At 61.4% G+C, this 26,737-nt stretch carries 19 protein-coding genes and 1 pseudogene; 3 read left to right on the top strand and 17 right to left on the bottom strand.

Features of this window, described 5'->3' with window-relative positions; all coding sequences use genetic code 11:
- Positions 1 to 77 precede the first annotated feature (77 nt).
- The 10 genes and pseudogenes from yccS to betI all read right to left on the bottom strand — a co-directional run bounded on the left by yccS (position 78) and on the right by betI (position 14,089).
- Positions 78 to 2,252, bottom strand: coding sequence for a YccS family putative transporter (yccS, locus tag J5M66_RS00720; protein ID WP_151553060.1), 2,175 nt, complete (start codon positions 2,250 to 2,252; stop codon positions 78 to 80).
- Positions 2,253 to 2,369: 117 nt separating this feature from the next.
- A pseudogene (locus J5M66_RS26875) lies at positions 2,370 to 2,471 on the bottom strand (metal ABC transporter ATP-binding protein); the annotation flags it as partial.
- Positions 2,472 to 2,482: 11 nt separating this feature from the next.
- On the bottom strand, positions 2,483 to 3,661 hold the full coding sequence (locus tag J5M66_RS00715) for an NAD(P)/FAD-dependent oxidoreductase (RefSeq protein ID WP_207807500.1): 1,179 nt from the start codon (positions 3,659 to 3,661) through the stop codon (positions 2,483 to 2,485).
- A 131-nt stretch (positions 3,662 to 3,792) separates the two neighbouring features.
- Positions 3,793 to 5,178 (bottom strand): ATP-dependent RNA helicase DbpA, encoded by a 1,386-nt coding sequence (gene dbpA, locus J5M66_RS00710; protein ID WP_024014613.1) that lies wholly within the window; start codon positions 5,176 to 5,178, stop codon positions 3,793 to 3,795.
- A gap of 294 nt (positions 5,179 to 5,472) precedes the next feature.
- Positions 5,473 to 6,900 (bottom strand): multidrug transporter subunit MdtD, encoded by a 1,428-nt coding sequence (gene mdtD / locus J5M66_RS00705; RefSeq protein WP_056786508.1) that lies wholly within the window; start codon positions 6,898 to 6,900, stop codon positions 5,473 to 5,475.
- Positions 6,901 to 7,038: 138 nt separating this feature from the next.
- Positions 7,039 to 8,376 (bottom strand): TldD/PmbA family protein, encoded by a 1,338-nt coding sequence (locus J5M66_RS00700; protein WP_207807499.1) that lies wholly within the window; start codon positions 8,374 to 8,376, stop codon positions 7,039 to 7,041.
- Positions 8,376 to 9,818, bottom strand: coding sequence for a TldD/PmbA family protein (locus tag J5M66_RS00695; RefSeq protein WP_130900722.1), 1,443 nt, complete (start codon positions 9,816 to 9,818; stop codon positions 8,376 to 8,378). Before J5M66_RS00695 ends, J5M66_RS00700 begins: the two co-directional genes overlap by 1 nt.
- A gap of 264 nt (positions 9,819 to 10,082) precedes the next feature.
- Complete coding sequence (gene betA, locus J5M66_RS00690) at positions 10,083 to 11,786, bottom strand: choline dehydrogenase (protein ID WP_130900723.1); 1,704 nt, start codon at positions 11,784 to 11,786, stop codon at positions 10,083 to 10,085.
- Positions 11,787 to 11,934: 148 nt separating this feature from the next.
- The gene (betB, locus tag J5M66_RS00685) at positions 11,935 to 13,407 is read right to left on the bottom strand and encodes a betaine-aldehyde dehydrogenase (RefSeq protein ID WP_123443792.1); all 1,473 of its coding nucleotides are present in this window, start codon (positions 13,405 to 13,407) and stop codon (positions 11,935 to 11,937) included.
- Between the two features lie 88 nt (positions 13,408 to 13,495).
- Complete coding sequence (betI, locus tag J5M66_RS00680) at positions 13,496 to 14,089, bottom strand: transcriptional regulator BetI (protein WP_008085771.1); 594 nt, start codon at positions 14,087 to 14,089, stop codon at positions 13,496 to 13,498.
- 485 nt (positions 14,090 to 14,574) lie between these two features.
- Between betI and J5M66_RS00675 the strand changes: the two genes are divergently transcribed.
- On the top strand, positions 14,575 to 16,515 hold the full coding sequence (locus J5M66_RS00675; RefSeq protein ID WP_223630511.1) for a BCCT family transporter: 1,941 nt from the start codon (positions 14,575 to 14,577) through the stop codon (positions 16,513 to 16,515).
- Positions 16,516 to 16,605: 90 nt separating this feature from the next.
- On the opposite strand, the gene choV is transcribed toward J5M66_RS00675, so the two are convergent.
- The 3 genes from choV to J5M66_RS00660 form a co-directional block, all read right to left on the bottom strand.
- A complete protein-coding gene (choV, locus tag J5M66_RS00670; protein ID WP_016772804.1) occupies positions 16,606 to 17,784 on the bottom strand; it encodes a choline ABC transporter ATP-binding protein in 1,179 nt (392 codons plus the stop codon).
- On the bottom strand, positions 17,781 to 18,626 hold the full coding sequence (gene choW, locus J5M66_RS00665; protein WP_016772805.1) for a choline ABC transporter permease subunit: 846 nt from the start codon (positions 18,624 to 18,626) through the stop codon (positions 17,781 to 17,783). The genes choV and choW overlap by 4 nt, the downstream gene beginning before the upstream one ends.
- A gap of 77 nt (positions 18,627 to 18,703) precedes the next feature.
- The gene (locus tag J5M66_RS00660) at positions 18,704 to 19,651 is read right to left on the bottom strand and encodes a choline ABC transporter substrate-binding protein (protein ID WP_016772806.1); all 948 of its coding nucleotides are present in this window, start codon (positions 19,649 to 19,651) and stop codon (positions 18,704 to 18,706) included.
- A 435-nt stretch (positions 19,652 to 20,086) separates the two neighbouring features.
- Here J5M66_RS00660 and J5M66_RS00655 point away from each other — a divergent pair, with 435 nt between their 5' ends.
- Positions 20,087 to 21,463 carry an L-serine ammonia-lyase gene (locus J5M66_RS00655; protein ID WP_123443793.1) on the top strand — a complete coding sequence of 459 codons (1,377 nt, stop codon included), beginning with the start codon at positions 20,087 to 20,089 and terminating at the stop codon, positions 21,461 to 21,463.
- Between the two features lie 593 nt (positions 21,464 to 22,056).
- Positions 22,057 to 23,160, top strand: a complete 1,104-nt coding sequence (locus J5M66_RS00650) for a GlxA family transcriptional regulator (RefSeq protein ID WP_007949927.1) — start codon at positions 22,057 to 22,059, stop codon at positions 23,158 to 23,160.
- A 151-nt stretch (positions 23,161 to 23,311) separates the two neighbouring features.
- On the opposite strand, the gene J5M66_RS00645 is transcribed toward J5M66_RS00650, so the two are convergent.
- From J5M66_RS00645 to J5M66_RS00630, 4 genes are all read right to left on the bottom strand, one after another.
- Entirely contained in the window at positions 23,312 to 23,575 is a 264-nt protein-coding gene (locus J5M66_RS00645) for a hypothetical protein (protein ID WP_016772808.1), read from the bottom strand.
- Positions 23,576 to 23,947: 372 nt separating this feature from the next.
- Positions 23,948 to 25,111, bottom strand: coding sequence for a gamma-butyrobetaine dioxygenase (locus J5M66_RS00640; RefSeq protein ID WP_207807498.1), 1,164 nt, complete (start codon positions 25,109 to 25,111; stop codon positions 23,948 to 23,950).
- A 24-nt stretch (positions 25,112 to 25,135) separates the two neighbouring features.
- Positions 25,136 to 25,612, bottom strand: a complete 477-nt coding sequence (locus J5M66_RS00635; protein ID WP_130902432.1) for a thioesterase family protein — start codon at positions 25,610 to 25,612, stop codon at positions 25,136 to 25,138.
- 135 nt (positions 25,613 to 25,747) lie between these two features.
- The gene (locus J5M66_RS00630) at positions 25,748 to 26,713 is read right to left on the bottom strand and encodes an L-carnitine dehydrogenase (RefSeq protein ID WP_122699697.1); all 966 of its coding nucleotides are present in this window, start codon (positions 26,711 to 26,713) and stop codon (positions 25,748 to 25,750) included.
- Positions 26,714 to 26,737 lie beyond the last annotated feature (24 nt).

Below are 26,737 nucleotides of genomic sequence, written 5' to 3'. Positions count from 1 at the left end.
TACAAGCGGCAAGCTGCAAGTTAGAAGCCGGGTAGCGTTTGGCTTGTAGCTTGTAGCTTGTAGCTTGTAGCTTGTAGCTAGACCTCTTTGATCAAATGCGCCGCCAATGTCCGAAGCGGCCCCAACTGCCGGCAAATCAGCGCCAACTGCGTTTGCACCAACCGTTGCCCTTCATCGATTTCATCCGGCATCTGTTCCAGCTCATTGGCCAGCGCTTCTTCTTCATCACTCTGAATTGCAATCGGCTGCTTGCTCGCAAGGCCTTGAGCGATTTCGTCGATGCTGGTCGCCAGTTTCACCCCGGCGCCTTCGATCAGATGCTCACGTACCTCCGCAGGCAACTGTGTTTCGCGGTGCGCGCCGAGCCCCGACAAATAGCTGAGAAGGGTGTGCGACAGCACCAGGAAACGGAAGCCGACATCCGCCTCCTTACGGAAGTGTCCCGGCTCCATGAGCATGTTCGCCAGTGTCGTCGACAGCGCCGCGTCGGCGTTGTGCGCGTTGCGGCGGGCCAGGCGATAAGCGAGGTCGTCGCTCTTGCCGGCGGCGTATTGCTGCATGATCTGGCGCAGGTAGATGCTGTTGCAGGTCAGGGTGTTGGCCAGCACTTTGTTCAGGCGCCGGCCCTGCCAGTCCGGCAGGAACAGGAACACCGCCAGACCCGCAATCAAACTGCCGAGCAAGGTATCGAACAGCCTTGGCAGGAACAGCCCGTAGCCATCGCCGACCTGATTGAAGCAGAACAGCACCATGATGGTGATCGCCGCCGTCGCCAGGGTGTAGCGGGTGGTGCGGTTGGTAAAGAACACCACACCGGCAGCGATGGCGAAGCACGATTGCACCACCGGGTTGGGGAACAGATCGAACAGCGCCCACGCCACCGTCAGGCCAATGGCCGTGCCGATGATCCGCTGGCCGAGTTTGCGTCGGGTGGCGCCGTAATTCGGCTGGCAGACGAACAGCGTGGTGAGAATGATCCAGTAGCCTTGGGACGGGTGGATCAGGTGCACCATGCCGTAGCCGATGCTCAGTGCCAGCGGCAGGCGCAGGGCATGGCGGAACAGCAGCGAAGTCGGTGTCAGTTGTGTACGCAGGCGAATCCACACGTCCTTGAGATTGCGCGGTGAGCGGTCGAGCAGGCTGCTGTCGGTGGCGTCCGCCAGGGCATCGGGGTTGCTGGCATCGCTGAGCAGGCGGTCGAGGGTGCCGAGGTTGGCCGCCAGTGCGCGCAGCGAGCGCAGCAGGCCGCGCCATGCCGGGTTGCTCTGGATGCGCAAGTGTTCGAGGGAGGCATGCAGGTCGTTCAGGGCTTCGGCGAAACTGGCGTCGTAGATGAACGGCTGGCGCATCTGGATGGATTCGGCCAAGGCCCGGCAGGCCTTGCCTTGCTGGCGCAGCAGGCGCTGGCAGCGGAACAGCACGTCGCTGTGGAAGAACGCCTCGGCCAGCGCGTTGTAAGGGTAGTGCGAAGAGCTGGCGCGTTCGTGAATGTCCTGCGCGAGGAAATACAGCTTGAGATAACGGCTGACTTTCGAGCCGGGTCGACCGTTGCCGACCCGGTGCAGGATGATTTCCTTGGCCGTGTTCAGTGCGGCGACCACGCGGCCATTCTGCTGCGCCAGTTCGAGGCGGCGGGCTTCGACGTCCATCTGCCGGATCGGCTCGAACAGCGAGGATTTCAGCTTCAGGTACAGGCCCAGCTCGCGGAACAGGCGCGCCAGACTTTGCTGCACCGGTTGATTGGAAAACAGTGCCTGCCACAGCACCGAGAGCAGGCCGTACCACGCCGCGCCAGCGACCAGCAGCATCGGCTCATGCCAGAAGTCAGTGACCGCGCCGCCGCGCTGATCGACGCCGATCATCGTGTACACCGACAGAATCAGCGTCGCCGAGGCGATCGCGCCGTAACGCTCGCCCAGCGCACCGAGCATGGTCAGGCTGAAACTGGCCAGTGCCAGGGCCACGGCGAAAATGATCGGGTAGGGAAAGAGCAATTCCACCGACAGCGCGGCGATGCTGAAACACACCAGCGTCACCGCCAGAGCGTTCAGGCGACCCTGCCAACTGTCGTCGGTTTCGGCCAGGGCGCTGGCGATGATGCCGAGGAACAACGGGATCAGCAGGCCCATTTCATCCTGATACCAGCACAGCGCCATGCTGCCGGTCAGGGCGATGAATACCCGCACGCTGTAGCTGAATTTATCCAGCGCCCACAGGCGCCGCAAAGACTGACGAAACGAGGTCGAGGACATGAAGTGCGAAGGCCTTCCGAGGCGATGCCGCTAAATTGAGCCAGTAATGACGCCGACGCAATGGCGTCGAGCACATCTGACCGCAAAAAGTGTTCCTTTTACTTACACCACAAACCACTGTGGGAGCGAGCCTGCTCGCGAAAGCGGAGTGTCATTCAACATTGATGTCGACTGGTACACCGCATTCGCGAGCAGGCTCGCTCCCACAGGGTTTTGTATTTGGCCTTGAGTTAAACGTACTGCGCGGCGGCGTAACCAGAGGCCCAGGCCCACTGGAAATTGAAGCCGCCCAAGTGCCCGGTGACGTCGAGCACTTCCCCAATGAAGTACAGGCCGGGGCTTTTCAGCGACTCCATGGTCTTCGACGACACCTCGCGGGTGTCGACGCCGCCCAGGGTCACCTCAGCCGTGCGATAGCCTTCGGTCCCCGCCGGCACAACCTTCCAGCTGCCGAGCTTCTCGGCAATCTCCGCCAGTTCAGCGTGGGTGTACTGCTTCATCGGTTTGGAGACAAACCAGTTGTCCGCCAGCAGATTGGCCATCTTCTTGGTGAAGATCTCGCCAAGCAAAGTCTTCAGCTCGCTGTTCGGACGCTCGGCGACTTGCTCTTGCAGCCAGCTCGCCGCGTCGTGATCCGGCAGCAGGTTGATTTCCACCGTGTCGCCGGGTTCCCAGAACGAAGAGATCTGCAAGATCGCCGGGCCGCTGAGGCCACGGTGAGTGAACAGAATGTTCTCGCGAAAGCTCTGGTCATTGCAGCTGACCAGACAATCCACCGAGGTGCCGGACAGCTCTGTGCACAACTCCTTGAGCTGGTCGGTAATGGTGAACGGCACCAGCCCGGCGCGGGTCGGCAGCAGCTCATGGCCGAACTGTTTCGCAACCTGATAACCGAAACCGGTAGCGCCGAGAGTCGGGATCGACAGGCCTCCGGTAGCGATGACCAGCGACTGGCACTGGACCTGGCCGAGTGTGGTGTCGAGCAGATAACCGCTGTCGGTTTTTTCGATGGTCTGGATCGAGGTGTCCAGGTGCAGCTCGACGCCGGCCTGATCGCATTCATCAAGGAGCATGCCGAGGATGTCGCTGGATTTGTTATCGCAGAACAGCTGGCCGAGTTTCTTCTCGTGGTACGGCACGCCATGTTTGCCGACCAGACCGATGAAATCCCACTGGGTGTAACGCGCCAGCGCCGATTTGCAGAAATGCGGGTTCTGCGAAAGGAAATTGCTCGGTTCGGTGTACATATTGGTGAAATTGCAGCGGCCACCGCCGGACATGAGGATTTTCTTGCCGGCCTTGTTCGCGTGGTCGAGCAGCAACACCTGACGCCCGCGCCCGGCGGCGGTCAGGGCACACATCAAGCCGGCCGCGCCAGCGCCAATGATCACGACTTCGGTAGAGCGCAAAACGGTGTCCTCACACAATGATCGTTCCCACGCTCTGCGTGGGAATGCCGCCATGGACGCTCTGCGTCCGTTGTTATGTGACGCGGAGCGTCACGGGATGCATTCCCACGCAGAGCGTGGGAACGATCAGGTCAGAGAATACGCACGCGCAACGAGCGGCCCTTGATCTTGCCGTCGTTCAGGCGCTGCAAGGCCTGCATGGCCACGGTGCGCTCGACAGCGACGTAGGCCTGGAAATCGAAGATGGCGATTTTGCCAACCTGCGCGCCGGGAATGCCCGCTTCGCCGGTCAGTGCGCCAAGAATGTCGCCCGGGCGCACTTTGTCTTTGCGGCCAGCGCCGATGCACAGGGTGGTCATCGGCGGTTGCAGCGGTGCCAGGCCCTGGGACTTGAGGTTGTCGATCTGATCCCAGTTCAGCGGCGCTTTCTGCAGTTGTTCGATGGCTTGCGCACGATGAGCTTCGGACGGCGCGACCAGGCTGATGGCGATGCCTTTCTCGCCCGCGCGACCGGTACGGCCAACGCGGTGGATGTGGATTTCCGAATCGCGCGCCAGCTCGACATTGATCACCATGTCCAGCGCATCGATGTCCAGACCACGGGCCGCGACGTCGGTGGCGACCAACACCGAGGTGCTGCGGTTGGCGAACATTGCCAGCACCTGATCGCGGTCACGCTGTTCCAGATCGCCGTGCAGGCCGACGGCGGAAATGCCTTTGGCGGTCAGGTGATCGACGGTTTCCTGCACTTGCTGCTTGGTGAAGCAGAACGCCACACAGGACGCCGGACGGAAGTGGTGCAGGACTTTGGTCACCGCGCTCATGCGCTCTTCCGGGGAAATCTCGTAGAAGCGCTGCTCGATCTGCGTGTCGTCGTGGAAGGCTTCAGCCTTGACGGTCTGCGGATCGCGCATGAATTTCGAGGCCAGTTGCTTGATGCCCACCGGGTAGGTCGCGGAGAACAGCAGAGTCTGCCGGCGCTCCGGGGTCTTGATGATGATGTCTTCGATGGCGTCGTAGAAACCCATGTCGAGCATGCGGTCGGCTTCATCGAGGATCAGGGTGTTCAGGCCATCCAGCACCAGCGAACCCTTGCGCAAGTGCTGCTGAATGCGCCCCGGGGTGCCGACGATGATGTGCGCGCCGTGTTCCAGCGAAGCGATCTGCGGGCCGAACGACACGCCGCCGCACAGGGTCAGGACCTTGATGTTGTCTTCGGCGCGGGCCAGACGGCGGACTTCCTTGGCCACCTGGTCGGCCAGCTCGCGGGTCGGGCAGATCACCAGCGCCTGGCAACCGAAGTAGCGCGGGTTGATCGGGTTGAGCAGGCCGATGCCGAACGCGGCGGTCTTGCCGCTGCCGGTCTTGGCCTGGGCGATCAGGTCCATCCCCTTGAGGATCACCGGCAAGCTCTGCGCCTGGATCGGCGTCATCTGGGCATAACCGAGTGATTCGAGGTTAGCCAGCATGGCGGCGGACAGCGGCAGCGTATTAAAAGCGGTGGCGATGGTGGTCACGGGACTGGCCTGCAAAACAAAATGTCGCGCAGTGTAGCAGCCCCGTGCCAGTTTCCTCGACAGTTCTGGACGAACAGCGATTGAACCCGAGGCAGGGATTACCTGTGGCGAGGGGATTTATCTGTGGCGAGGGGATTTATCCCCGATGGGGTGCGCAGCACCCCCCCAATACCTGCCACCTCAATTCATCCGGCTGACCGCATCCAACCTTTTTGGGGCTGCTGCGCAACCCAGCGGGGATAAATCCCCTCGCCACGGAAGTCCTTCAGCAGCCACAGATGTCCTCCAGCACAATCAGTGTTCGATGTGCTCCTGCGGCCGTTTCGCCCGGCGCCCGTCTTCCTTGGACAGCTGGGAGAAAATCGTCGCCGCCAGCATCGCCATCACACCGACCGTGACGAAGGTCAGCTGGAACGCACCGAGTACGGTTTCCACGCCATCGTTGCCGACCTTCGCAGTGAAGCCACCAAGCAGCGCACCGGCGCAGGCCACGCCGAGGCTCAGCGACAACTGCGCGACCACCGAAAGCAGACTGTTGCCGCTGCTGGCGCTGGCATCGTCGAGGTCGATCAGCGTCACCGTGTTCATCGCGGTGAATTGCAGCGAGTTGATCGCACCGAGCACCGCCAGCAGGCACAGCAGCAGCCAGTACGGCGTCTGCTCGCTGACCAGACCCATGCTCGCCAGCATGATCCCCAACGCCAGGGTGTTGCCGGTGAGGACGATGCGATAGCCGAGGCGTTCGATCAGCGGCCGCGCGACCCACTTGGCGACCATCGCCGCAGCGGCCAGCGGCAACATGCTCATCCCGGCTTGCGACGGCGAATAGCCCAACGCCACTTGCAACAGCAGCGGAACCAGAAATGGCAGAGCACCGCTGCCCAGTCGCGCGAACAGGTTGCCGAGAATGCCGACGGCGAACGTGCGGGTCTTGAACAGCGAAGGCGCAAACAGCGGATTCTCGATGTGCCCGGCGCGCAGCCAGTACGCTGCCAGACAGGCCATGCCGGCGAACAGCAGCAACATCACCCGCAGGTGCGGTAGGTGCAGTTCACCAAGACCTTCCATGGCGATGGTGATGAGGATCATCGCCGCGCCGAAAAGCAGAAAGCCGAGGCTATCGAAGCGGGTGCGCTCCGTGCCGCGCAGGTCGGGAATGAACTTCCACACCGCATAACAGCCGATCACCCCGACCGGCAGATTGATCAGGAAGATCCAGTGCCACGTCACGTATTCCACCATCCAGCCGCCCATGGTCGGGCCGATAAGCGGGCCGAGCAGGCCGGGAATGGTGATGAAACCCATGATCCGTACCAGTTCCGAGCGCGGGTAGGCACGCAGCACCACCAGTCGCCCGACCGGCAGCATCAGCGCGCCGCCGAGGCCCTGAATCACCCGTGCACCGATGAGCATGCTCAGACTGCTGGACAAAGCGCACAGCAACGAGCCGAAACTGAACAGCAGAATCGCGCCGAAGAAGATTTTCTTGGTGCCGAAGCGGTCGGCGATCCAGCCGGAGGCCGGGATCAGCAGAGCCACGGTGAGCATGTAGGCGATGATCACACCCTGCATGCGCAACGGGTCTTCGGCCAGATCGCTGGCCATGGCCGGCAGCGCGGTGTTGAGGATGGTCCCGTCGAGGGACTGCATGAAGAACGCAATGGCGACGACCCACGGCAACCAGCGGGCGGTGATGGCGTCGAGAGGCGGGCGGTTGGGCATGGAACCTCGTGTGGTCTGTTTGATGATCGTTCCCACGCTCTGCGTGGGAATGCCTCAACGGACGCTCTGCGTCCGCTTTTGCTGGGACGCGGAGCGTCCCGGGCTGCATTCCCACGCGGAGCGTGGGAACGATCGCCGTCAGAGGGTCAGGGTCAACCGGCTGACCAGCGCCCCCGGCAACAGCGATGACGAGGTATTGCGCTGGCTGTAGGTACTCGCCGACAGCAGCAATTCACGCTCGGTAGTCAACGCTTCCAACTGCGAGCCGAGCAGGTTGTAGGCGCTGTCGTCGAAGCGCATGGTGCTGACCGGCGCCTGGATCTCGCCGTTCTCGACCCAGAAGGTCGCGAAACGGGTCATGCCGGTCATGCGCGCCGCCGGTTGATCCGAGTAGTTCAGGTACCACAGGTTGCTGATGTACAGCCCGGTGCCCAACTGCTTGAGGATCTCTTGCTGCGACAGATCACCGGCGGCCATGTTCAATGCACTGGGCATTTCGCCGCCGCCCGCACCGTTCGCCGCCAGACCATATTCGGCGGCGCTGCGCGAGCCGACCAGTTGATCACCGGCCCGGCCTTCGATGATCAGACGCAGATCGCTGCGCGGATATCCCTCGGCGGAAAACGCCGGGCTCAGGGATTCGCTGACTTTCTCATCCAGCGACACCAGCGGACTGAACGCCTGATCGCCGACGTAGAGTTTCTGCAACGGACTGCTCTTGCTGGCGATCGATTGCGCCGAGAACCCGCCCCAACTGAGCATGCCCATGATTTCTTCCAGTGCCGCCGGCGCCAGATAGGCGCGGTACTGTCCCGGTGCCAAAGTGCGTAACGGTCGGCCGAGAAACTCCAGCTGTTCGCGGGCCTGGGCGAAACGCCGGGCGAAGCCCTCGTCGCTCCAGTCATGCCCGGCGTAGCTGGCCTTCACCGCTTCGCCGTTTTCATGGAACAGGCTGAAGTCGAAGTTGAAACTGTTCGCTTCATGCCAGCCGAACGCACCGGCGGAGCTGGCGAAACCGCGGCTGATCGGGCCGGCAGCATAGAAACCGACCAGATCGAGACCTTCAGCGGCAGCGCAGATTTGCCCGACGACATCTTCGGTGTCCGGCAGCGGATGCGCTTGTACTTGCGTGCTCTGCCAGCTGTTGTGATTGAGCAGCAGGTACGGATCCTGCGGCAGCAGCGGCAGGGTTTCGCGCAATTGCTGCAGGCCCTCGGCGAGGCGTTGCAGATCGGCTTCCTGATCCCCGGACAAGGTGATCTGCAGGTCGGCGTGGCGCCCGTCGTCGATCAGTTTCAGGCCGACGTTGGCCTGTTGCACTTGCCCGGCCTGGCGCACCTTGGCGTGATTGAAGCGCACGAACGCCGAGGCTTCGGCGGCGTAGCTGAGCGTGAACTGTTCCGGCTCGCGCACGCTGTCGCGCAGCCAGTTGACCATGACCTTGAAGGCGTCGGACTGACGCTTCGAAATGCTCATCAGGCGTCTCCCCCAAACACATCAATGTTGCTGAATACGCAGGCCGGCGAAGCGTGGCCGACGCGAATCACCTGGTTCGGTTCGCCCTTGCCGCAGTTCGGCGTGCCCAGCACCTTGACGGTGTTGGCATCGCCGACGGCGCGCAGGCTCTTCCAGAAGTGCGCGGAAATGGCCCGGTAGTTGGGATTTTTCACCACGCCTTTCAGTTCACCATGCTCGATCAACTGGCCCCATTCGCAGCCGAACTGGAATTTGTTGCGCGCATCGTCGATCGACCACGAGCGGTTGGTGCTCATCAGGATGCCGTGCTCGATACCACCGATCATCTGCTCCAGCGTCTGATCGCCCGGCTCGATGTTGAGGTTGGCCATGCGGTCGATCGGCGGCCGGTTCCAACCGCAGGCGCGGCTGTTGGCAACGCCATCGAGGCCGGCGCGATATTGCGACAGCGCTCCGCCCAGTGGCCGCAGCAACAGGCCGTCGCGAATCAGGAATTGTTTGCTCGCCGCAGTGCCGTCGTCGTCATGGCCGTAGCTGGCGAGTTCTTCCGGGATGCCCGGGTCGAAGGTTACGTTGAGCAGGTTGGAGCCGTATTGCAGGCTGCCGAAATCGCTGGTCTTGACGAAACTGGTGCCGGCGTAATTGCGCTCGTCGCCGAGGATGCGGTCGAGCTCCAGCGGGTGACCGATGGATTCATGGATCTGCAGCATCATCTGATCAGGCATCAGCAGCAGGTCGCGCGGGCCTTGCGGGGTGTTCGGCGCGAGCAGCAGTTGCAGGGCCTGGTCGGCGACTTGCGGACCGGCACCGACCAGGCCGCAGCGGCTGATGACATCGGCGCCACCCTGCTGGCCGAAGTTCTCCCGGCCGAGGCTGCGGGTCTGGCTGTCGTTGCCGTCGTAGGCGGTGACGTCGAGGCTCGGATAAACGAAGCGCTGGGCCTGACGCAATTCGGCGCCGGCGCTGCTCAGGTAGATCTGCTCGACGTTAGTGATGCCGATGCTCACCTGCCAATTGACCAGGCGTTCATCCTTGGGCACCGAGGCGGATTCCGCGCCGAGCAGATCGAAGCATTCGCTCAGGGACGGGAAGGGCTGTTCGAGATTGGGTGAAAAATAATCAGCGCGATCGCTGGAAAGCGGCTGCTCGCGCAGATCGAGCAAGGCGTGCGGCTTGAGCCGGCGGGCCTGTTGCTCGGCGCGCTCGAGGGCGGCTTGCAGGCCTTGTTGCGAGAGGTCATTGGTCGCCGCGTAGGCTTCGACGCCATTCACGCGCACGGTGAGCATCGCCCCTTCATCGCGGCTCAGGCTCGGCGGTTCGGCGACGTTCTTGCGCACCGACAGAAACTGCCCGGACTCGCGCACATACCGCAGGGAAAAAAATTCAGCGCCCGTGCGCAAGGCAGCAAAGCGCTGCTTGAGCTGGGGGTGGAAATCGAACATTCGGGAACCTCCTTGTAATGGAGTAGCGGCATGGCGACAGCGGGGAGGGGTGAAACGGTTGCGCGAGGTCTAGAGTAGGCCTGCGTGGGGGTAGGATCAAGTGAAGAGGGGGTGTAGGAGGTTTTACTATGTCCGACAGCAGATCGTTCCCACGCTCTGCGTGGGAATGCCGCCATGGACGCTCTGCGTCCGCTTCGGGACGCGGAGCGTCCCGGGATGCGTTCCCACGCGGAGCGTGGGAACGATCAGGGGAGGTATTACGACTTACTGCGTAACCGGGGTGATATCCCGCATCGGCTTGCCTTTGACCGGCGCGCCGTTCGCGACGTAATAAGCAGCGTTGCTGCGCGGCAGCGGCTTGCGGCCACGGATCTTGTCGGCGATTTTCTCGGCCATCATGATCGTCGGTGCGTTGAGGTTGCCGGTGGTGATGATCGGCATGATCGAAGCATCGACCACGCGCAGGCTCTGCATGCCGTGCACACGACCTTCGCCATCGACCACGGCCATCTCGTCGGTGCCCATCTTGCACGAGCAGGACGGGTGGAACGCGGTTTCGGCGTGCTCGCGGATGAACTTGTCGAGCTGTTCATCGGTTTGCACGTCGATGCCCGGGCTGATTTCACGACCACGGTATTGATCGAGTGCCGGTTGCTGCATGATTTCGCGGGTCAGGCGGATGCCGTCGCGGAACTCCTGCCAGTCCTGCTCGGTGGCCATGTAGTTGAACAGGATGCTCGGGTGCTGGCGCGGGTCCTTGGATTTGACCTGGATGCGACCACGGCTCGGCGAGCGCATGGAGCCCATGTGCGCCTGGAAACCATGTTCTTTCACGCCGTTGCTGCCGTTGTAGTTAATCGCCACCGGCAGGAAGTGGTACTGGATGTTCGGCCATTCGAATTCCGGACGCGAACGAATGAAACCGCCGGCCTCGAACTGGTTGCTGGCGCCGATACCGGTGCCGTTGAACAGCCACTCGGCACCGATCGCCGGCTGGTTGTACCAGAGCAGCGATGGATACAGCGAAACCGGTTGGGTGCAGGCGTATTGCAGGTACAGCTCAAGGTGATCCTGCAGGTTTTCACCAACGCCCGGCAGATCGTGGACCACCGGGATGTCGAGACTTTCCAGCAGTTTCGCCGGGCCGACACCGGAGCGCTGCAGAATCTGCGGCGAAGCGATGGCGCCGGAGCACAGCAGAACTTCCTTGCGCGCCTTGGCTTCAACACGTTCTTCAGCGTCGCCGATCAGGTAACGCACGCCGACCGCGCGCTTGCCTTCGAACAGAATCTTGTCGGTCAGGGCGTGGGTGACGATGGTCAGGGTCGAACGCTTCTTGGCGATGTCGAGGTAGCCACGCGCGGTGGAAGCACGGCGGCCGTTCGGCGTCACGGTGCGGTCCATCGGGCCGAAGCCTTCCTGCTGGTAACCGTTGAGGTCTTCGGTGCGCGGGTAACCGGCCTGCACGCCGGCTTCAACCATGGCGTGGAACAGCGGATTGTTGCCGGCTTTCGGCGTGGTCACGCTGACCGGGCCGTCGCCACCGTGGTAATCGTTCGGGCCGATGTCACGGGTTTCGGCTTTGCGGAAGTACGGCAGGCAATCGAGGTACGACCAGTCTTCCAGGCCCGGCAGTTTCGCCCAGCCGTCGTAGTCCATCGCGTTGCCACGGATGTAGCACATGCCGTTGATCAGCGAAGAGCCGCCAAGGCCTTTGCCGCGTCCGCATTCCATCCGGCGACCGTCCATGTGTGGCTCTGGATCGGTTTCGTAGGCCCAGTTGTAGCGACGCCCCTGCAGCGGGAAGGCCAGCGCGGCGGGCATTTGCGTGCGGAAGTCGAGGCGGTAGTCCGGCCCCCCGGCTTCGAGCAGCAGAACGGTGACGCCTTCGTCTTCAGTCAGACGGGTCGCAAGTGTGTTACCTGCAGAGCCGGCGCCTATGATGATGTAGTCATATTCTTGAGTCATAAATTCTCCTGCGGGAGCTACAAGCCACTAGCTTCTAGCTGCAAGGAAAAGCAGCGAGCGGTGGCTTCGAAATCGGGGAGGGCGGCAAGCCCAAACTGCTTTTACTTGCAGCTTGAAACTTGCCGCTTGCAGCAGATCAGCTAGCTGATCAGAACACCGAGACGTAATCGCCCAGCTCGACCTGTACCGATTTGATGCGGGTGAAGTTGTTCAGCGAGCTGATCCCGTTCTCACGGCCAACACCCGACTGCTTGTAGCCGCCGACCGGCATTTTTGCGTCGGACTCGCCCCAGGCGTTGATCCAGCAGATACCGGCTTCCAGTTGATGGATCACGCGGTGGGCGCGGTTCAGGTCTTTGGTGACGATACCGGCGGCCAGGCCGAAGTCGGTGTCGTTGGCGCGGCGGATCACTTCTTCTTCGGTTTCGTAGGAGAGGATCGCCATCACCGGGCCAAAGATTTCTTCACGCACGATGGTCATGTCGTCGGTGCAGTCGGTGAATACGGTTGGAGCCACGAACGCGCCTTTGGCGAATTCGCCGTCGGTCAGTCGACCGCCACCACACAGTATGCGTGCGCCTTCTTCTTTACCCTTGGCGATGTAAGCCAACACGCTTTCCATGTGCGGGAAGCTGACCAGCGGGCCGAAGTTGGTGTTTTCGTCTTCCGGGTTGCCAACGCGGATGCGCGCAACGCGCTCAACGATCTTGGCTTCAAAAGCGGCTTTCAGGTGCGCCGGTACGAACACGCGAGTGCCGTTGGTGCAGACCTGACCGGAGCTGTAGAAGTTGGCCATCATCGCGGTGTCGGCGGCGCGATCGAGATCGGCGTCGTCGCAGATGATCAGCGGCGACTTGCCGCCCAGTTCCATGGTCACGTCTTTGAGCGACGAAGCCGAAGCGCTGGCCATGACTTTCTTGCCGGTGTCGGTGCCGCCAGTGAAGGAGATTTTCTCGATGCGCGGGTGCTCGGTCAGCCAGGTGCCGACTTCGCGGCCGCTACCGGTCAGGACGTTGAACACGCCGTTCGGCACGCCGGCTTCGGTGTAGATTTCGGCCAGTTTCAGGGTGGTCAGCGAGGTGACTTCGCTTGGCTTGAAGATCATCGCGTTACCGGCCGCCAGGGCTGGAGCGGATTTCCACAGGGCGATCTGGATCGGGTAGTTCCACGCGCCGATACCGGCGACCACGCCCAGCGGCTCGCGACGGGTGTAAACGAACGAGGTGTCACGCAGCGGGATCTGCTCGCCTTCGATGGCGGGCACCAGGCCTGCGTAGTATTCCAGCACGTCAGCGCCGGTGACGATGTCGACGTACTTGGTTTCGGAGAAGGATTTGCCGGTGTCCAGGGTTTCCAGCGCAGCCAGCTCATCGTTGCGCTCGCGCAGGATGTCAACGGCGCGACGCAGGATGCGCGAACGCTCCATGGCGGTCATCGCAGCCCAGATTTTCTGGCCCTTTTCGGCGCTGACCACGGCGCGCTCGACGTCGTCTTTGGTCGCACGTTGCACCAGTGCGAGGACTTCACCGTTCGCCGGGTTGATGGCTTCGAAGGTGGCGTCGCTGCCGGCGTCGGTGTACGCGCCATCGATGTAGAGTTTTTGCAGTTCGAAACGGGCCATAGTGTCCTCGCAAGTGCATTGGTGGTTGGCGTTGACCACCGCGATCACGCTGCGGTGGAGTTCAGGGGCCGAGCATTTTCTGTGTGCTCTAGCTCACCTTCTTGGCCAATTGGAAATCCATATATTCGTAAGCGATCTGTTGCGCCTGCGCCGTGTCGAAAGCGTCTCCCGACAGCGCGCCGCGCAACCACAAGCCGTCAATCAACGCTGCCAGACCCCGGGCGGCGCTGCGCGCATCTTCGAGCGGCAGCACACGGCGGAACTGGCAGCACAGGTTGGAATACAGACGGTGATCGTTGATCCGCTGCAACCTGTGCAAAGACGGCTGGTGCATGCTGGTGGCCCAGAAGGCCAGCCAGGTTTTCATTGCCGGGCCATTGACCTGGCTGGCGTCGAAGTTGCCTTCGATGATCACCTGCAGATGCGCCCGTGGGCTGTCATCTGCCAGCGCCTGACGGCGCGCGGTGACGCTCTCGCTGAGGGCGGTCATCAGATACCGCATCGTGGCGGCGATCAGGCCGTTCTTGTCCTGAAAGTAATGACTGATGATGCCATTCGAGACACCGGCCAAACGGGCGATCAGCGCAATGCTGGCGTCCCCCATTCCGACCTGATCGACCGCTTGCAAAGTGGCTTCGATCAGTTGTTGGCGGCGGATGGGTTGCATACCGACCTTGGGCATCTTGCACATCTCCTTAGGCCTTCCGAGGGGCGAATGACGCCGATCGGATTGAGGGCCAGTCTATTTTGTTTTGATTGAACGTTCAATCAACAAAGAATAAGATCTGCGACAATTCGTCGCTGCCTACAGCTTTTTCCTACGTGTAATGACGATAAAAACCGACACCTGAAACGGCTCGAAACCTGCGCGGGGCATGGCGCGGTTCGCGATTCGATGGACGTGTTGAAAGGGCAAGACGCTCGGGGCCAGGTTTCGGATGAACGTCCGTCGCCTCTGGCCACGAAAGCGAATACGCAACGCCATTCGGCAGGTTCGGGCTTTTTTCGGAGTGTCTTTATATCACCCGCCGGTCGGCTGCCAACTAACCGATTGGTCGGGTTCCGTGATGCCTTGTGTTCTTCTCTCGCACTGCCTGGAGCATTTGTGCCATGAGTTCTGCCTCGCTAATAAAGACCCCGCCCGAGAAGGTGACGGTCAACGGTTGGGTGTTCTACACCTCGACCGCGCTGATTCTGTTGTTGACCGCCATTCTGATCATCGCCCCGCAAGAGGCCGGCAGAATGTTAGGGATGGCCCAGGCCTGGTTGTCGCGCAGCTTCGGCTGGTACTACATGGTGGTGATCGCCGCCTACCTGGTGTTCGTGGTCGGTCTGGCGTTTTCCTCGTACGGCAAACTCAAACTGGGCAGCAAGGACGACACCCCGGATTTCAGTTACGGCGCCTGGGCGGGGATGCTGTTCTCGTCGGGCATCGGCATTTCGCTGCTGTACTTCGGCGCGTCCGAGCCACTGGATCACTACTTCAATCCGCCGGAAGGCACCTCGGCCACCAACATGGCCGCGCGTCAGGCGGTGCAACTGACTTTCCTGCACTGGGGCCTGCACGGCTGGGCTATTTACGCTTTGGTCGGTCTGGCGGTGGCGTATTTTGCCTATCGGCATAACCAGCCGCTGGCGCTGCGTTCGGCGCTGTATCCGCTGGTCGGCGAGCGTTGGGTCAAAGGCGCGGCCGGTCACGCGGTGGACGGCTTCGGCATGTTCGTGACCCTGCTGGGTCTGGTGACCAACCTGGGGATTGGCTCGCTGCAAGTGTCGTCCGGGCTGGAAAACCTGTTCGGCATGGAGCACAGCAACACCAACCTGCTGATCGTCATCATCGTCATGAGCACCGTAGCGACCATCGCCGCTGTGTCCGGTGTGGAAAACGGCATCCGTCGTCTGTCCAACCTGAACATCGTGCTGTTCAGCGGCCTGCTGATTTTCGTCCTGCTGTTCGGCCCGACCCTGCACCTGCTCAACGGCTTCGTGCAGAACATCGGTGACTACCTCAACGGCGTGGTGCTGAAGACCTTCGACCTGTACGTCTATGAAGGCGACAGCGCCAAGTCCGACCGCTGGCTGGGTCTGTGGACCCTGTTCTACTGGGCCTGGTGGATTTCCTGGGCGCCATTCGTAGGCATGTTCATCGCACGGATTTCCCGTGGCCGCAGCGTGCGTGAACTGGTTGCTGGCGTGCTGCTGATTCCGCTGGGCTTCACCTTGGCGTGGCTGTCGATCTTCGGCAACTCGGCGCTGGATCTGGTGATGAATCAGGGCGCGGTGGAGCTGGGCAAGACGGCGCTGGAACAGCCGTCGATGGCGATCTATCAGTTGCTTGAGCATTATCCGGCGTCGAAAGTCGTCATCGGGGTGTCGATCTTTGTCGGCTTCGTGCTGTTCCTGACTCCGGCCGACTCCGGCGCGGTGATGATGGCGAATCTTTCCTGCAAGGGCGGCAACGTCGATGAAGACGCGCCGCACTGGCTGCGGATCTTCTGGTCGGTGGTGATCACGCTGGTGACCATCGGCCTGCTGTTCGCCGGCAACTTCGAAGCCATGCAGACCATGGTCGTGCTGGCCGGCCTGCCGTTCTCGGTGGTGCTGATCTGCTTCATGTTCGGCCTGCACAAGGCGATGCGCCAGGACGTGCAGATCGAACAGGAGCAAGCGCAACTGGCCGAGCGTGGACGCCGTGGTTTCAGCGAGCGCCTGACGCAACTGGATCTGCAGCCGAGCCAATCGGTGGTGCAGCGCTTCATGGACAAGCATGTCACCCCGGCGCTGGAAGATGCAGCGGCGCAATTGCGCAATCAGGGCATTGAAGTGCAGACGCTGTTGGGCAAGGCCAAGCGTTGCATGGGCGTGCGGGTCGAGATGGAAGAGGGCAACCCTTTCGTTTACGAAGTGAGCCTGGATGGTTATCTGGCGACCCCGACCGAATCGGCGCAATCAGATGAAGCGCGTCAGCGTTATTACCGTGCTGAGGTGTATCTGCACAATGGCAGCCAGGATTACGACTTGATGGGCTTCACCCCGGAGCAGATTACGCGGGATGTGCTGGATCAGTTTGAAAGCCATCGGCAGCTTCTTGGCCGGGTGTACAGCTAAACAGCTAAAACAAAAGGGGCTCGATTGAGCCCCTTTTGCATGATCGTTCCCACGCCGCGATAATCTCGCGGCGTTTTGTGTCTGCGGGGTTTACCCCAGATTCTTGCCCAGCAACGCGTGATACAACTCGCTGTCGCCGAGAATCCCCACCACATGATTGTTATCGTGCAGCACCAGCTTGTTGCCGGTCTGATAACGGATCTGCAGCGCATCACGCATGCCGATGTTCGAGTCCACCAGCGTTGGCTTGCGCTCCAGGCCTTCCACTGCTTGCCCCGGTGCCCAGTTCTGCAGGTTCAGCACCGAGCCGTTCTGGCGTGCGCCTTTGATGGTGTTGCCTTCGGCCAGGTCCAGCCACGAGTCGCCGCCAGGATCCAGGCACACCGAGCCGTTGATGCGTTTGCACTTGTCCAGCGTGCGCATCAGGCTGCGGCCGCAGAGTACGTTGAGTGGATTAGTGTGGGCGACGAAGGTGCGCACATAGTCGTCCGCCGGGTTGAGGACGATTTCTTCCGGCACGCTGTACTGGATGATCCGACCGTCCTTCATGATCGCGATGCGGCTACCCAGTTTGAGCGCTTCATCGAGGTCGTGGCTGACGAACACGATGGTCTTGCTCAGCTTGCGTTGCAGCTCCAGCAGTTCATCCTGCAGGCCTTGGCGGATCAGCGGGTCGAGAGCCGAGAACGGTTCGTCCATCAGCAGAATATCGGCGTCCATGGCCAGCGCGCGGGCGAGGCCGACGCGTTGCTGCATGCCGCCGGAGAGTTCGTCCGGCTTCTTGTTGCGCCACTGGGTCAGGCCGACCAGTTCGAGTTTCTCATCGACCAGTTTCTTGCGTTCCTTCTCCGGTCGACCCTGCATTTCCAGACCGAAACTGATGTTCTCGCGCACTGTCAGCCAAGGCATCAAGGCGAACTTCTGGAAAACCATGGCAATGCGCTTGGTGCGCATCATCTTCAGCTCGGCGGGCGTGCAGGACGCGATGTCGATCTGACGGTTTTCATGCTCGACGAACAGCTTGCCACGGCTCACGGTGTTGAGGCCGTTGATGCAGCGCAGCAGGCTCGACTTGCCCGAGCCGGACAGGCCCATCAGCACGCAGATCTCGCCTTTGTTGATGTCCAGCGTGGCTTTTTCCACGCCGACGATCTGACCGGTCTTCTTCAGGATCTCGTTGCGGGTCATGCCCTGATCGAGCAGCTTGAGTGCCTCGCGCGGATCCTTGGAGAAGATTACGTCGACGTCTTCGAAGCGAATTATGCTCATGCGTCACCCCCTACTTTAGCGTCGGGTTGTTTGCAGATACGGTCGAGCATGATCGCCAGCAGTACGATTGCCAGGCCTGCTTCGAAGCCCAGCGCAATATCAGCAGTGTTCAGTGCGTTGACCACCGGTTTGCCGAGTCCGTCGGCGCCGACCAGTGCCGCGATCACCACCATCGACAGCGACAGCATGATGCACTGGGTGATGCCGGCCGCGATGCTCGGCATGGCGTGCGGCAGTTCGATCCTTGAAAGCAATTGGCGACGCGAGCAGCCGAAGGCCTTGCCGGCGTCCATCAGTTCTTGCGGGACATCGCGGATGCCCAGGTAGGTCAGGCGGATCGGCGCCGCGATGGCGAACACCACCGTGGAGATCAGGCCCGGAACCACACCCAGCCCGAAGAGGGTCAGGGTAGGAATGAGGTAAACGAAGGTCGGTACGGTCTGCATCAGATCGAGCACCGGCCGCATCATGGTATAGAACATCGGTTTGTGCGCGGCGACGATGCCCAGCGGCACGCCGATCAACACGCAGACCAGGGTGGCGAACAGCACCTGGGCGAGGGTTTCCATGGTTTCCTGCCAGTAACCCAGGTTGAGGATCAGCAGGAACGAGGCGACCACGAACGCGGTCAGGCCCCACTTGCGTTGAATCAGATGGGCAATGATGGCAATCAGGCCAATCAGCACCAACGGGTTGAACCAGGTCAGCGCAAACGTCACGCCGTGGATCATCGTTTCCAGTGTCACGGCGATTGCGTCGAAGGTGTTGGCGCCGTGTTGCGTCAACCATTCGACGAAGCCCGCGATGTACTGGCCTAAAGGTATTTTCTGATCAATCAGCATGGTAGTGAACGTCCGCATGCAAGGAAATTAACAGCCCGGGCAGGCACGCCTGCCCGGCATAAGCGGTGCCTTTCAAATCAAGGCGCGAGCTTGGCTTTCACGGCCTCCAGGCCTGGTTTACCGTCAATGGTGGTCACGCCAGCGAGCCAGGTATCGAGCACCTGTGGATTCTTTTTCAGCCAGGCCTTGGCGGCCGCGTCAGGCTTCATCTTGTCGTCGAGAATGTTGCCCATCAGTTCACTTTCCATGTCGACGGTGAACTCCAGGTTTTTCAACAGCTGACCGACGTTGCTGCATTCTTCGGCGTAACCCTTGCGGGTGTTGGTCGCCACGGTGGCTGCGCCGAAATCGGGGCCGAAGAAGTCGTCGCCGCCGGTCAGGTATTGAATCTTGAAGCGCTTGTTCATCGGGTGCGGTGCCCAGCCGAGGAAGACCACGGCAGTGTCGCGCTTCTGCGCCCGGTCGACTTGCGAGAGCATGCCGGCCTCGGAGGATTCGACGATCTTGAAGCCTGCGGTTTTCAGGCCGAAGGCATCCTTGTCGATCATGCTCTGGATCAGCCGGTTGCCGTCGTTGCCCGGCTCGATGCCGTAGATCTTGCCGTCGAGCTCTTTCTTGAATTTGGCAATGTCGGCGAAGTCATGCAGGCCTTTGTCGTACAGGGCTTGCGGCACGGCGAGGGTGTATTTGGCGCCCTTGAGGTTGGTGCGCACGGTGTCGACGGTGCCGGCATCGCGATACGGCTTGATGTCGTTCTCCATGGTCGGCATCCAGTTACCGAGAAACACGTCCATGTTCTTGCCGTCGGCCAGCGACTTGTAGGTCACGGGCACGGAGATCATGGTGGTTTTGGTCTTGTAGCCGAGGGCGTTGAGAACAACGGAAGTGGTAGCGGTGGTGGCGGTGATGTCGGTCCAGCCGACATCAGAGAAGTTAACGAGGCTGCACTGTGCCGGTTCTGCGGCTTGCGCCAGTAACGGCAGACTCAGCAGGGCGGCCAACAACAACGACGGGGAACCTTTCATGGATGGACTCCTTGGTGTTTTTTTTGGCAGTGTTCCGACTGTGGACCACCGCACTTATGGGTTGCGGTTGGTGGCGTTCTGACGACAGCTCTACCGCAGCGCCTTGCAATCGAGTCATCCCGATCATGTACCAGTGAAAATCTGACGCCTACAGGGAGGGTCGTATCCAGTACAGGGATGGTCGCTTCCAGTGTCGGTGACGTCGCTTACAGCTTTTTTCCGCCCCCGATGACCTGCACAACGGCATAAAAACGGCGTATTTGCGGGGCGAAAACGTAACGACGCTGCTGGACATGACTGCGTCGGTGTCAGACGCCGAGCGCGCCGACAAAAGCCCGATGATGCCGGCATTCGGCGGATCGCAGCTTGAGCGTAGCAGCTCCGCCAGCGGGCGCTTTTGCCGCCCGGACCGGTATTCTCAGGAGCTTCGCAGCAATGGCTATCAGCGTTTTCGACCTGTTCAAAATCGGCATCGGCCCTTCCAGTTCCCACACCGTCGGGCCGATGCGCGCCGCCGCATTGTTCGTCGAGTCGCTGCGCGGCAAGCATCAACTGGAGCAGGTGCGGCGTATCGAGGTGCAGTTGTTTGGATCGCTGTCGGCCACCGGCATCGGCCACGGCAGCGACAACGCGGTGATCATGGGCCTGATGGGCGAGTGGCCGGACGCAATCGACCCGGCGCAGATCGGCCCGCGCATTCAGGCGCTGCGGGAAACCCATACGTTGTTATTGGATGGTCGCCTGTCGGTGCCGTTTGTGTGGGCGCGGGACATGCGCCTGATCGATGAAAACCTGCCATTCCATCCCAACGCCATGACGCTGGTGGCCGAAGGCGAGTTCGCTGAGCTGCACCGTGACACCTACTATTCGGTCGGCGGCGGCTTCGTCGTTGACGAGGCGCAAGCGGCCAGCGGTGTGGTCGATCTGGATCGCACCGAATTGCCGTACGACTTCTCCAGTGCGGTCGAGCTGCTGCAGTTGTGCAAAACGCACAACCTGCGCGTCGCTGAACTGATGATGGCCAACGAAAAGGTCTGGCGCAGCGAAGAAGAGATCCGTGCCGGGCTGATGAAACTGTGGCGGGCGATGCAGGATTGCGTCGAGCAAGGCCTCAAGCACGAAGGCATTCTGCCCGGCGGCCTGAACGTGCGGCGGCGTGCGGCGAAGTTGCACCGCAGCCTGCAAGAGCTGAATAAGCCCAATGTCATCGGCTCGACCCTGAGCGCGATGGAATGGGTCAATCTGTTCGCTCTGGCCGTCAATGAAGAGAATGCCGCTGGCGGGCGCATGGTCACTGCACCGACCAACGGCGCGGCGGGGATCATCCCGGCGGTGCTGCACTACTTCATGAAATTCAGCGAAGCGGTCACCGACGCCAACGTCGTCGACTATTTCCTCGGCGCGGCGGCGGTCGGCATTCTGTGCAAGAAGAACGCTTCGATCTCTGGCGCCGAGGTCGGCTGTCAGGGCGAGGTCGGTTCGGCCTGCGCGATGGCAGCGGCGGGGCTGGCGGAGATTCTTGGCGCCACGCCCGAGCAATTGTGCAACGCGGCGGAAATCGGCCTGGAGCACAACCTGGGCCTGACCTGCGACCCGGTCGGTGGCCTGGTGCAAGTGCCGTGCATCGAGCGCAATGCGATTGCCGCAGTGAAAGCGATCAACGCGGCGCAAATGGCCCTGCGTGGCGACGGGCAGCACTTTATCTCGCTGGACCGGGTGATCCGCACCATGCGCGATACCGGCGCCGATATGCATGACAAATATAAAGAAACTTCGCGCGGTGGCTTGGCGGTCAGTGCGGTTGAGTGCTGACCGTGAACCCGTGGCGAGGAGATTTATCCCCGCTGGGCTGCGAAGCAGTCCCAAATCCTGCAATCGAGTTTTGCCTGACACACTTTGGTGAATGGATTTACGACTGCTGCGCAGCCGATCGGGGATAAATCCCCTCGCCACAGGTTGATCTGGCAGAGTGGAGTGCCAGACCAGTCAAAACTGCTCGACAAAAGAACACCCCAATCCAGCCGCGCCACCTTTTGGCGCGTCGCAATCAGACAAGCGCCATTGTCAGTCGTGACTCGTCAGTCGTTACCTGACCGTCCGTCGTCCGTGCTTGCGGTGACACTCTGTGCAAATCCTCTGCAGGCCAGTTCCCACAAGTGCTACCGATCTGCTCACAGGCTGCGCGGCAGGGCTCTGGCGGCGCTTGATGGCACTTCGAAATGGCATGTTCCGAGGTCTCGTATAGACGCGCCGCGAGGTCGTTTTCAGGAGTTATTGAATGGCCGTCCAATTTCAGGCACGGCAATTGCTCTGTCATAACAAAGCCTGCTTTCTCTGTGAGACGCGGGCAATAACAAGAGCCTCCGCCTGAGGCCGCCACCCGCTTTGTGTGAGGAGATACCGCGATGACGTCGTTCAACTCCGGGGCCCAACCCCAGAACCGTGCGCCTCAATCCATCGGCTTTCTGCTGCTGGACAATTTCACGCTGATTTCCCTGGCGTCCGCCGTTGAGCCGCTGCGCATGGCCAACCAGTTGTCCGGTCGCGAGCTGTATCGCTGGAGCACCCTCACCGTCGATGGCGGCCAGGTCTGGGCCAGTGACGGTCTGCAGATCACTCCCGACGCCTCCATGCACAAAGCCCCGCCCCTGGACACGGTGATCGTCTGCGGCGGCATCGGCATTCAACGTACCGTGACCCGTGAACACGTCTCGTGGCTGCAAAGCCAGGCGCGCCAATCCAAGCGCCTGGGCGCGGTGTGCACCGGCAGTTGGGCGCTGGCCTGCGCCGGTCTGCTCGACGGCTTCGATTGCAGCGTGCACTGGGAATGTCTGGCGGCGATGCAGGAAGCTTTCCCGCGCGTGGCCATGAGCACACGCCTGTTCACCCTCGACCGTAACCGCTTCACCAGTTCCGGCGGTACCGCGCCGCTGGACATGATGCTGCACCTGATCAGCCGCGATCACGGGCGTGAACTGTCGGCAGCGATCTCGGAAATGTTCGTCTACGAGCGCATCCGCAACGAACAGGATCACCAGCGTGTGCCGCTCAAGCACATGCTCGGCACCAACCAGCCGAAGTTGCAGGAAATCGTCGCGCTGATGGAAGCCAATCTGGAAGAGCCGATCGATCTGGATGAACTGGCGGTGTATGTCGCGGTGTCGCGTCGACAGCTGGAGCGGTTGTTCCAGAAATACCTGCACTGCTCGCCGTCACGCTATTACCTGAAGCTGCGCCTGATCCGCGCCCGGCAACTGCTCAAGCAGACGCCGATGTCGATCATCGAAGTGGCGTCGGTGTGTGGTTTCGTCTCCACGCCGCACTTCTCCAAGTGCTATCGCGAGTACTTCGGCATTCCGCCGCGTGACGAGCGCGTCGGCTCCAACACCACCCAGCAGGTGGCGATGCTGCCACTGCCGCAGGCCATCGTGATGTCGCCGCTGTCGGGGCCGATGTCAGCGCTGAGTCAGGCGCGCAATGAGTCGACATTTGCCAGCGTAAGGCTGTAGACCGAGTCTGATCGTTCCCACGCTCTGCGTGGGAATGCAGCCCGGGACGCTCTGCGTCCCAAAAGGCCGAACGCGGAGCGTCCGTTGAGGCATTCCCACGCAGAGCGTGGGAACGATCAGGTGGGAGCGAGCCTGCTCGCGAAGGGGTTTCTCAGGCGCTGTGTGACTGCTGGTAATCCGAGAGGGCCGGCAACAATTGCTTGTCGATCGCCTGACGCACCGCCGGCTGAATGCTGGCGCCGCTGGTGTACATGTCCTTGACCATCTTGCGCAGTTCGAATGCGCGAACATTGTCCAGGCCACGCACCGCACACTCGCAGGCCTGCTCGGCGGTGGTACCGCTCGGCACCTGAATACCCAAGGCCTTGAGCTGGCCCAACAGATCTTCCTGGTCAATCAAATCGGCGTACATCATTACGCAAATCCTTCTGTGGCAACGGAGGTCTTGGCTCGATTCTGGTGGCCCCGACCGGACGCGGCAAGGGCGTTTTGTCGCGGTGGCCGGGACGACTATGAACAGGTCGTTTTCGGCTAACCGACTGGATGGGCGACTAGGCACACTGGCTCCAGCTCGCTTCACGAAGGTTTGGTCACCCTCGCCTGGCAGCTCCTCAACAGTACCCTCCTCAGCTCCGATCCTGTCACGGCTTGATCGGAGTTTTTTTTGCTTGTGATTCAGTTAGTAGCGCGTTGTTTGGACTGACGCTTTCGCGAGCAAGCTCGCTCCCACAGTTGAAATGCATTCCAATGTGGGAGCGAGCCTGCTCGCGAAGAACGATGACGCGGTTCAACGTTGTAACACCAGAATCCGCGACAACAACTCATCCCGGTCGACATAGCAGCCCTGAAAATGCCGCGCCCCGGTCGCTGGGTCAAAGGCATTGCGTGCATGCAGCGTGCGGCGGTTGTCAAAGCACCACAACTCGCCCGGCTTGAGCCGCTGCGTCAGCCGAAATCGCGGCTCGCGGGTCATCGCAATAAAGCGCCGATAGGCTCGATACAGCAACGGCATCTGCGCCACCGACGTATCGAACGCCCCGCGCAGAAAGTTGGCCATGCGAATCTCCGCCACCCGGCCCAGCGCATCCACAGCGATGATCGGCGCCAGGCAGCGATAGTCGCTGTGCCGGTCCTTGTTGCGAAATTCCACAGGGATTTCGCACAGGGCCTCAAACAGCTGCGGCTCCTCTTGACGCAAGGCGTCGGCGATCGCAAAACCATCGACGAAAATGCTCTCGCCACCCTCGGCATCATTCACCAGGCAATGCAGAAATTGCAGCCCCGGTTGCAGCTCGCGAGTCGGCAGATCCGTGTGCAATGGCAGGTTGAAGGCGGTGTAGGCGTTGCTGTCGGCGTCGGCTTTGGATTGCACATTGAACAGCACGCCGAAATTGCTTTCGCGGATGAAGGAAATCCGCTGCGCGATGAGCTTCAGCGAGCCCGGCTCGGTGGGCACGCCGCGCAATTGGGTCAGGCCGATGTCGCGCACGGCGAGCAACCATTGCAGCAGCGCGGCGTTGTCGTTCATCAGCGCGATGTAGTCGAACACCGGCAACTGCAGATCGCTGTGCCACAAATGGGGCTGCGGTTTGCCGGCCAGGCGTTCGGCGCGGGATTCATCGTCATAGGCATGTGCGCGCAACCAGCCCGGATCGAAGCGGCTGAGGTGACCGTCCTGCCAGTCGATGCGCAGGCAGCCATCGCTGTCGATGCGCGTGGCCAGCGGTCGCAAATCCTCGGCGGCATCGACGCTCTCGAAAACCTGCTCGCGAGTGACGCTGTAGACACATTGATCACACGGGCAATTGTCGCGCAGCCATACGTGGTGAAACGGGCTGACACGACCGTCAGCCCATTCGATGACAACGCGATCCGCCAGACCCTGCACGCCACCGAGCGCGCTGATCAACGGATAAGTACGAAAATCGGCAACAGCGACGGCGGTGTTCATGGCGGCTCCTTGGCAGTGGGGGATTTACCGAGCGGGTGGCAGCGCGATCACGCGGCCGATGTAAGCGGGAGCGGGCAGGTCGGTCTGATCGGCGACGATGGCTTGCAACCGATGCAACGTATCAGGGCTGAACGGCGCCGAGCGCGGGCCGGCGAGGTCGACGTGCAAAAGCATCTGTTCATTGCCGGCCAGCGCTTGCTCATCGCCGATTTTGTGCAGGCTGTGGTAGAGGTGCAGGCGCTTGCTGTCGTGGCCGATGATTTGCGTGCGCACTTCCACCTCAGTGTCGATCTTCACTTCGTGCAGGTAATTGAGGTGCAGTTCGAGGGTGAACAGCGAGTGGCCGCTGGCCTCGCGGTTGCTGCTGTCCATGCCGAGGCAGTCCATCAGCGCATCGGTGGCGTAGCTGAAGATCAGCAAGTAAAAGGCGTCGCGCAGGTGGCCGTTGTAGTCGACCCAGTCGGGGATGATGGTGGTCTGGTAGGTGGTGAGGTGGGGCATGGTTTCTCCTGGCGGCGATCGTTCCCACGCTCTGCGTGGTAACGCCTCTTGTGACGCTGTGCGTCACGCTTCTGGGACGCGGAGCGTTCCCGGGCTGCATTCCCACGCAGAGCGTGGGAACGATCAGGTGGCGGATTACTCGCTGAAACTCATTCCATGCTTTTCCTTGGTGGTCTTCACTGCCTCGAGCACCGCCAGCAAACAATCATCACGATAGCGCTCCAGCGCGGAAATGCTGTGCCGACCGAGCTGATCGGTGGTGCCATCGACCACATCATCAATCAGCTTGTCTGTCAGCTCCGGTGCCGGCAGATACGTCCACGGCAACTGCAACGCCGGGCCGAATTGCGACATGAAGTGGCGCATGCCGGCATCGCCGCCGGCCAGGGTGTAAGTCAGGAAAGTGCCCATGAACGACCAGCGCAGACCGGCGCCAAAGCGAATCGCATCGTCGATTTCGCCGGTCGTCGCCACACCGTCGTTGACCAGGTGCAACGCCTCGCGCCACAGCGCTTCGAGCAGGCGATCGGCGATGAACCCCGGCACTTCTTTGCGCACATGCAACGGGCGCATGCCGAGGGATTCGTAGACTTGCATCGCCGCTTGCACCGCTTGTGGCGCGGTATTCTTGCCGCCGACCACTTCCACCAGCGGCAACAGATAAACCGGGTTGAACGGATGCCCGACCACGCAGCGTTCAGGGTGCATCGAACTCTCATAGAACTCGCTTGGCAACAGGCCTGAAGTGCTGGAGCCGATCAGCGCATCGGGCTTGGCCGCGGCGCTGATTTTGCTGTGCAGATCGAGTTTCAGTTCCAGCCGCTCCGGGGCGCTTTCCTGGATGAAATCGGCGTCACGCACACATTCCTCGATGGTTGCGACAAAGCGCAGACGATCCTGCGAAGCACCCGGCGCCAGGCCGTTTTTTTCCAGCGCGCCCCAGGCATTGGCCACGCGTTGGCGCAGTGCCGCCTCGGCGCCGGGTGCCGGGTCCCAGGCCACTACATCGAGACCGTGGGCGAGTGCGCGGGCGACCCAGCCACTGCCGATGACACCGCTGCCGAGAGCGGCGAAGGTTTTGATTTCGGTGATAAAGCGCATGGTGATTTCCTGAGAGAGTTCGGT

It is taken from the genome of Pseudomonas sp. 67(2021) (assembly GCF_017491835.1).
GTDB lineage: Bacteria > Pseudomonadota > Gammaproteobacteria > Pseudomonadales > Pseudomonadaceae > Aquipseudomonas > Aquipseudomonas atacamensis.
Note: the sequence above shows the minus strand (reverse complement) of the source record. Positions and strands in the feature narration are given on the sequence as shown.

What these genes read in the sequence shown, in the direction of transcription:
- yccS (WP_151553060.1), bottom strand. Translation starts at nt 2,252, where the DNA reads ATGTCCTCGACCTCGTTTCGTCAGTCTTTGCGGCGCCTGTGGGCGCTG.
- J5M66_RS00650 (WP_007949927.1), top strand. Translation starts at nt 22,057, where the DNA reads ATGACGTCGTTCAACTCCGGGGCCCAACCCCAGAACCGTGCGCCTCAA.
- choW (WP_016772805.1), bottom strand. Translation starts at nt 18,626, where the DNA reads ATGCTGATTGATCAGAAAATACCTTTAGGCCAGTACATCGCGGGCTTC.
- J5M66_RS00640 (WP_207807498.1), bottom strand. Translation starts at nt 25,111, where the DNA reads ATGAACACCGCCGTCGCTGTTGCCGATTTTCGTACTTATCCGTTGATC.
- betI (WP_008085771.1), bottom strand. Translation starts at nt 14,089, where the DNA reads ATGCCCAAGGTCGGTATGCAACCCATCCGCCGCCAACAACTGATCGAA.
- J5M66_RS00645 (WP_016772808.1), bottom strand. Translation starts at nt 23,575, where the DNA reads ATGATGTACGCCGATTTGATTGACCAGGAAGATCTGTTGGGCCAGCTC.
- choV (WP_016772804.1), bottom strand. Translation starts at nt 17,784, where the DNA reads ATGAGCATAATTCGCTTCGAAGACGTCGACGTAATCTTCTCCAAGGAT.
- J5M66_RS00635 (WP_130902432.1), bottom strand. Translation starts at nt 25,612, where the DNA reads ATGCCCCACCTCACCACCTACCAGACCACCATCATCCCCGACTGGGTC.
- betB (WP_123443792.1), bottom strand. Translation starts at nt 13,407, where the DNA reads ATGGCCCGTTTCGAACTGCAAAAACTCTACATCGATGGCGCGTACACC.
- mdtD (WP_056786508.1), bottom strand. Translation starts at nt 6,900, where the DNA reads ATGCCCAACCGCCCGCCTCTCGACGCCATCACCGCCCGCTGGTTGCCG.
- J5M66_RS00660 (WP_016772806.1), bottom strand. Translation starts at nt 19,651, where the DNA reads ATGAAAGGTTCCCCGTCGTTGTTGTTGGCCGCCCTGCTGAGTCTGCCG.
- J5M66_RS00695 (WP_130900722.1), bottom strand. Translation starts at nt 9,818, where the DNA reads ATGTTCGATTTCCACCCCCAGCTCAAGCAGCGCTTTGCTGCCTTGCGC.
- J5M66_RS00630 (WP_122699697.1), bottom strand. Translation starts at nt 26,713, where the DNA reads ATGCGCTTTATCACCGAAATCAAAACCTTCGCCGCTCTCGGCAGCGGT.
- betA (WP_130900723.1), bottom strand. Translation starts at nt 11,786, where the DNA reads ATGACTCAAGAATATGACTACATCATCATAGGCGCCGGCTCTGCAGGT.
- J5M66_RS00700 (WP_207807499.1), bottom strand. Translation starts at nt 8,376, where the DNA reads ATGAGCATTTCGAAGCGTCAGTCCGACGCCTTCAAGGTCATGGTCAAC.
- J5M66_RS00655 (WP_123443793.1), top strand. Translation starts at nt 20,087, where the DNA reads ATGGCTATCAGCGTTTTCGACCTGTTCAAAATCGGCATCGGCCCTTCC.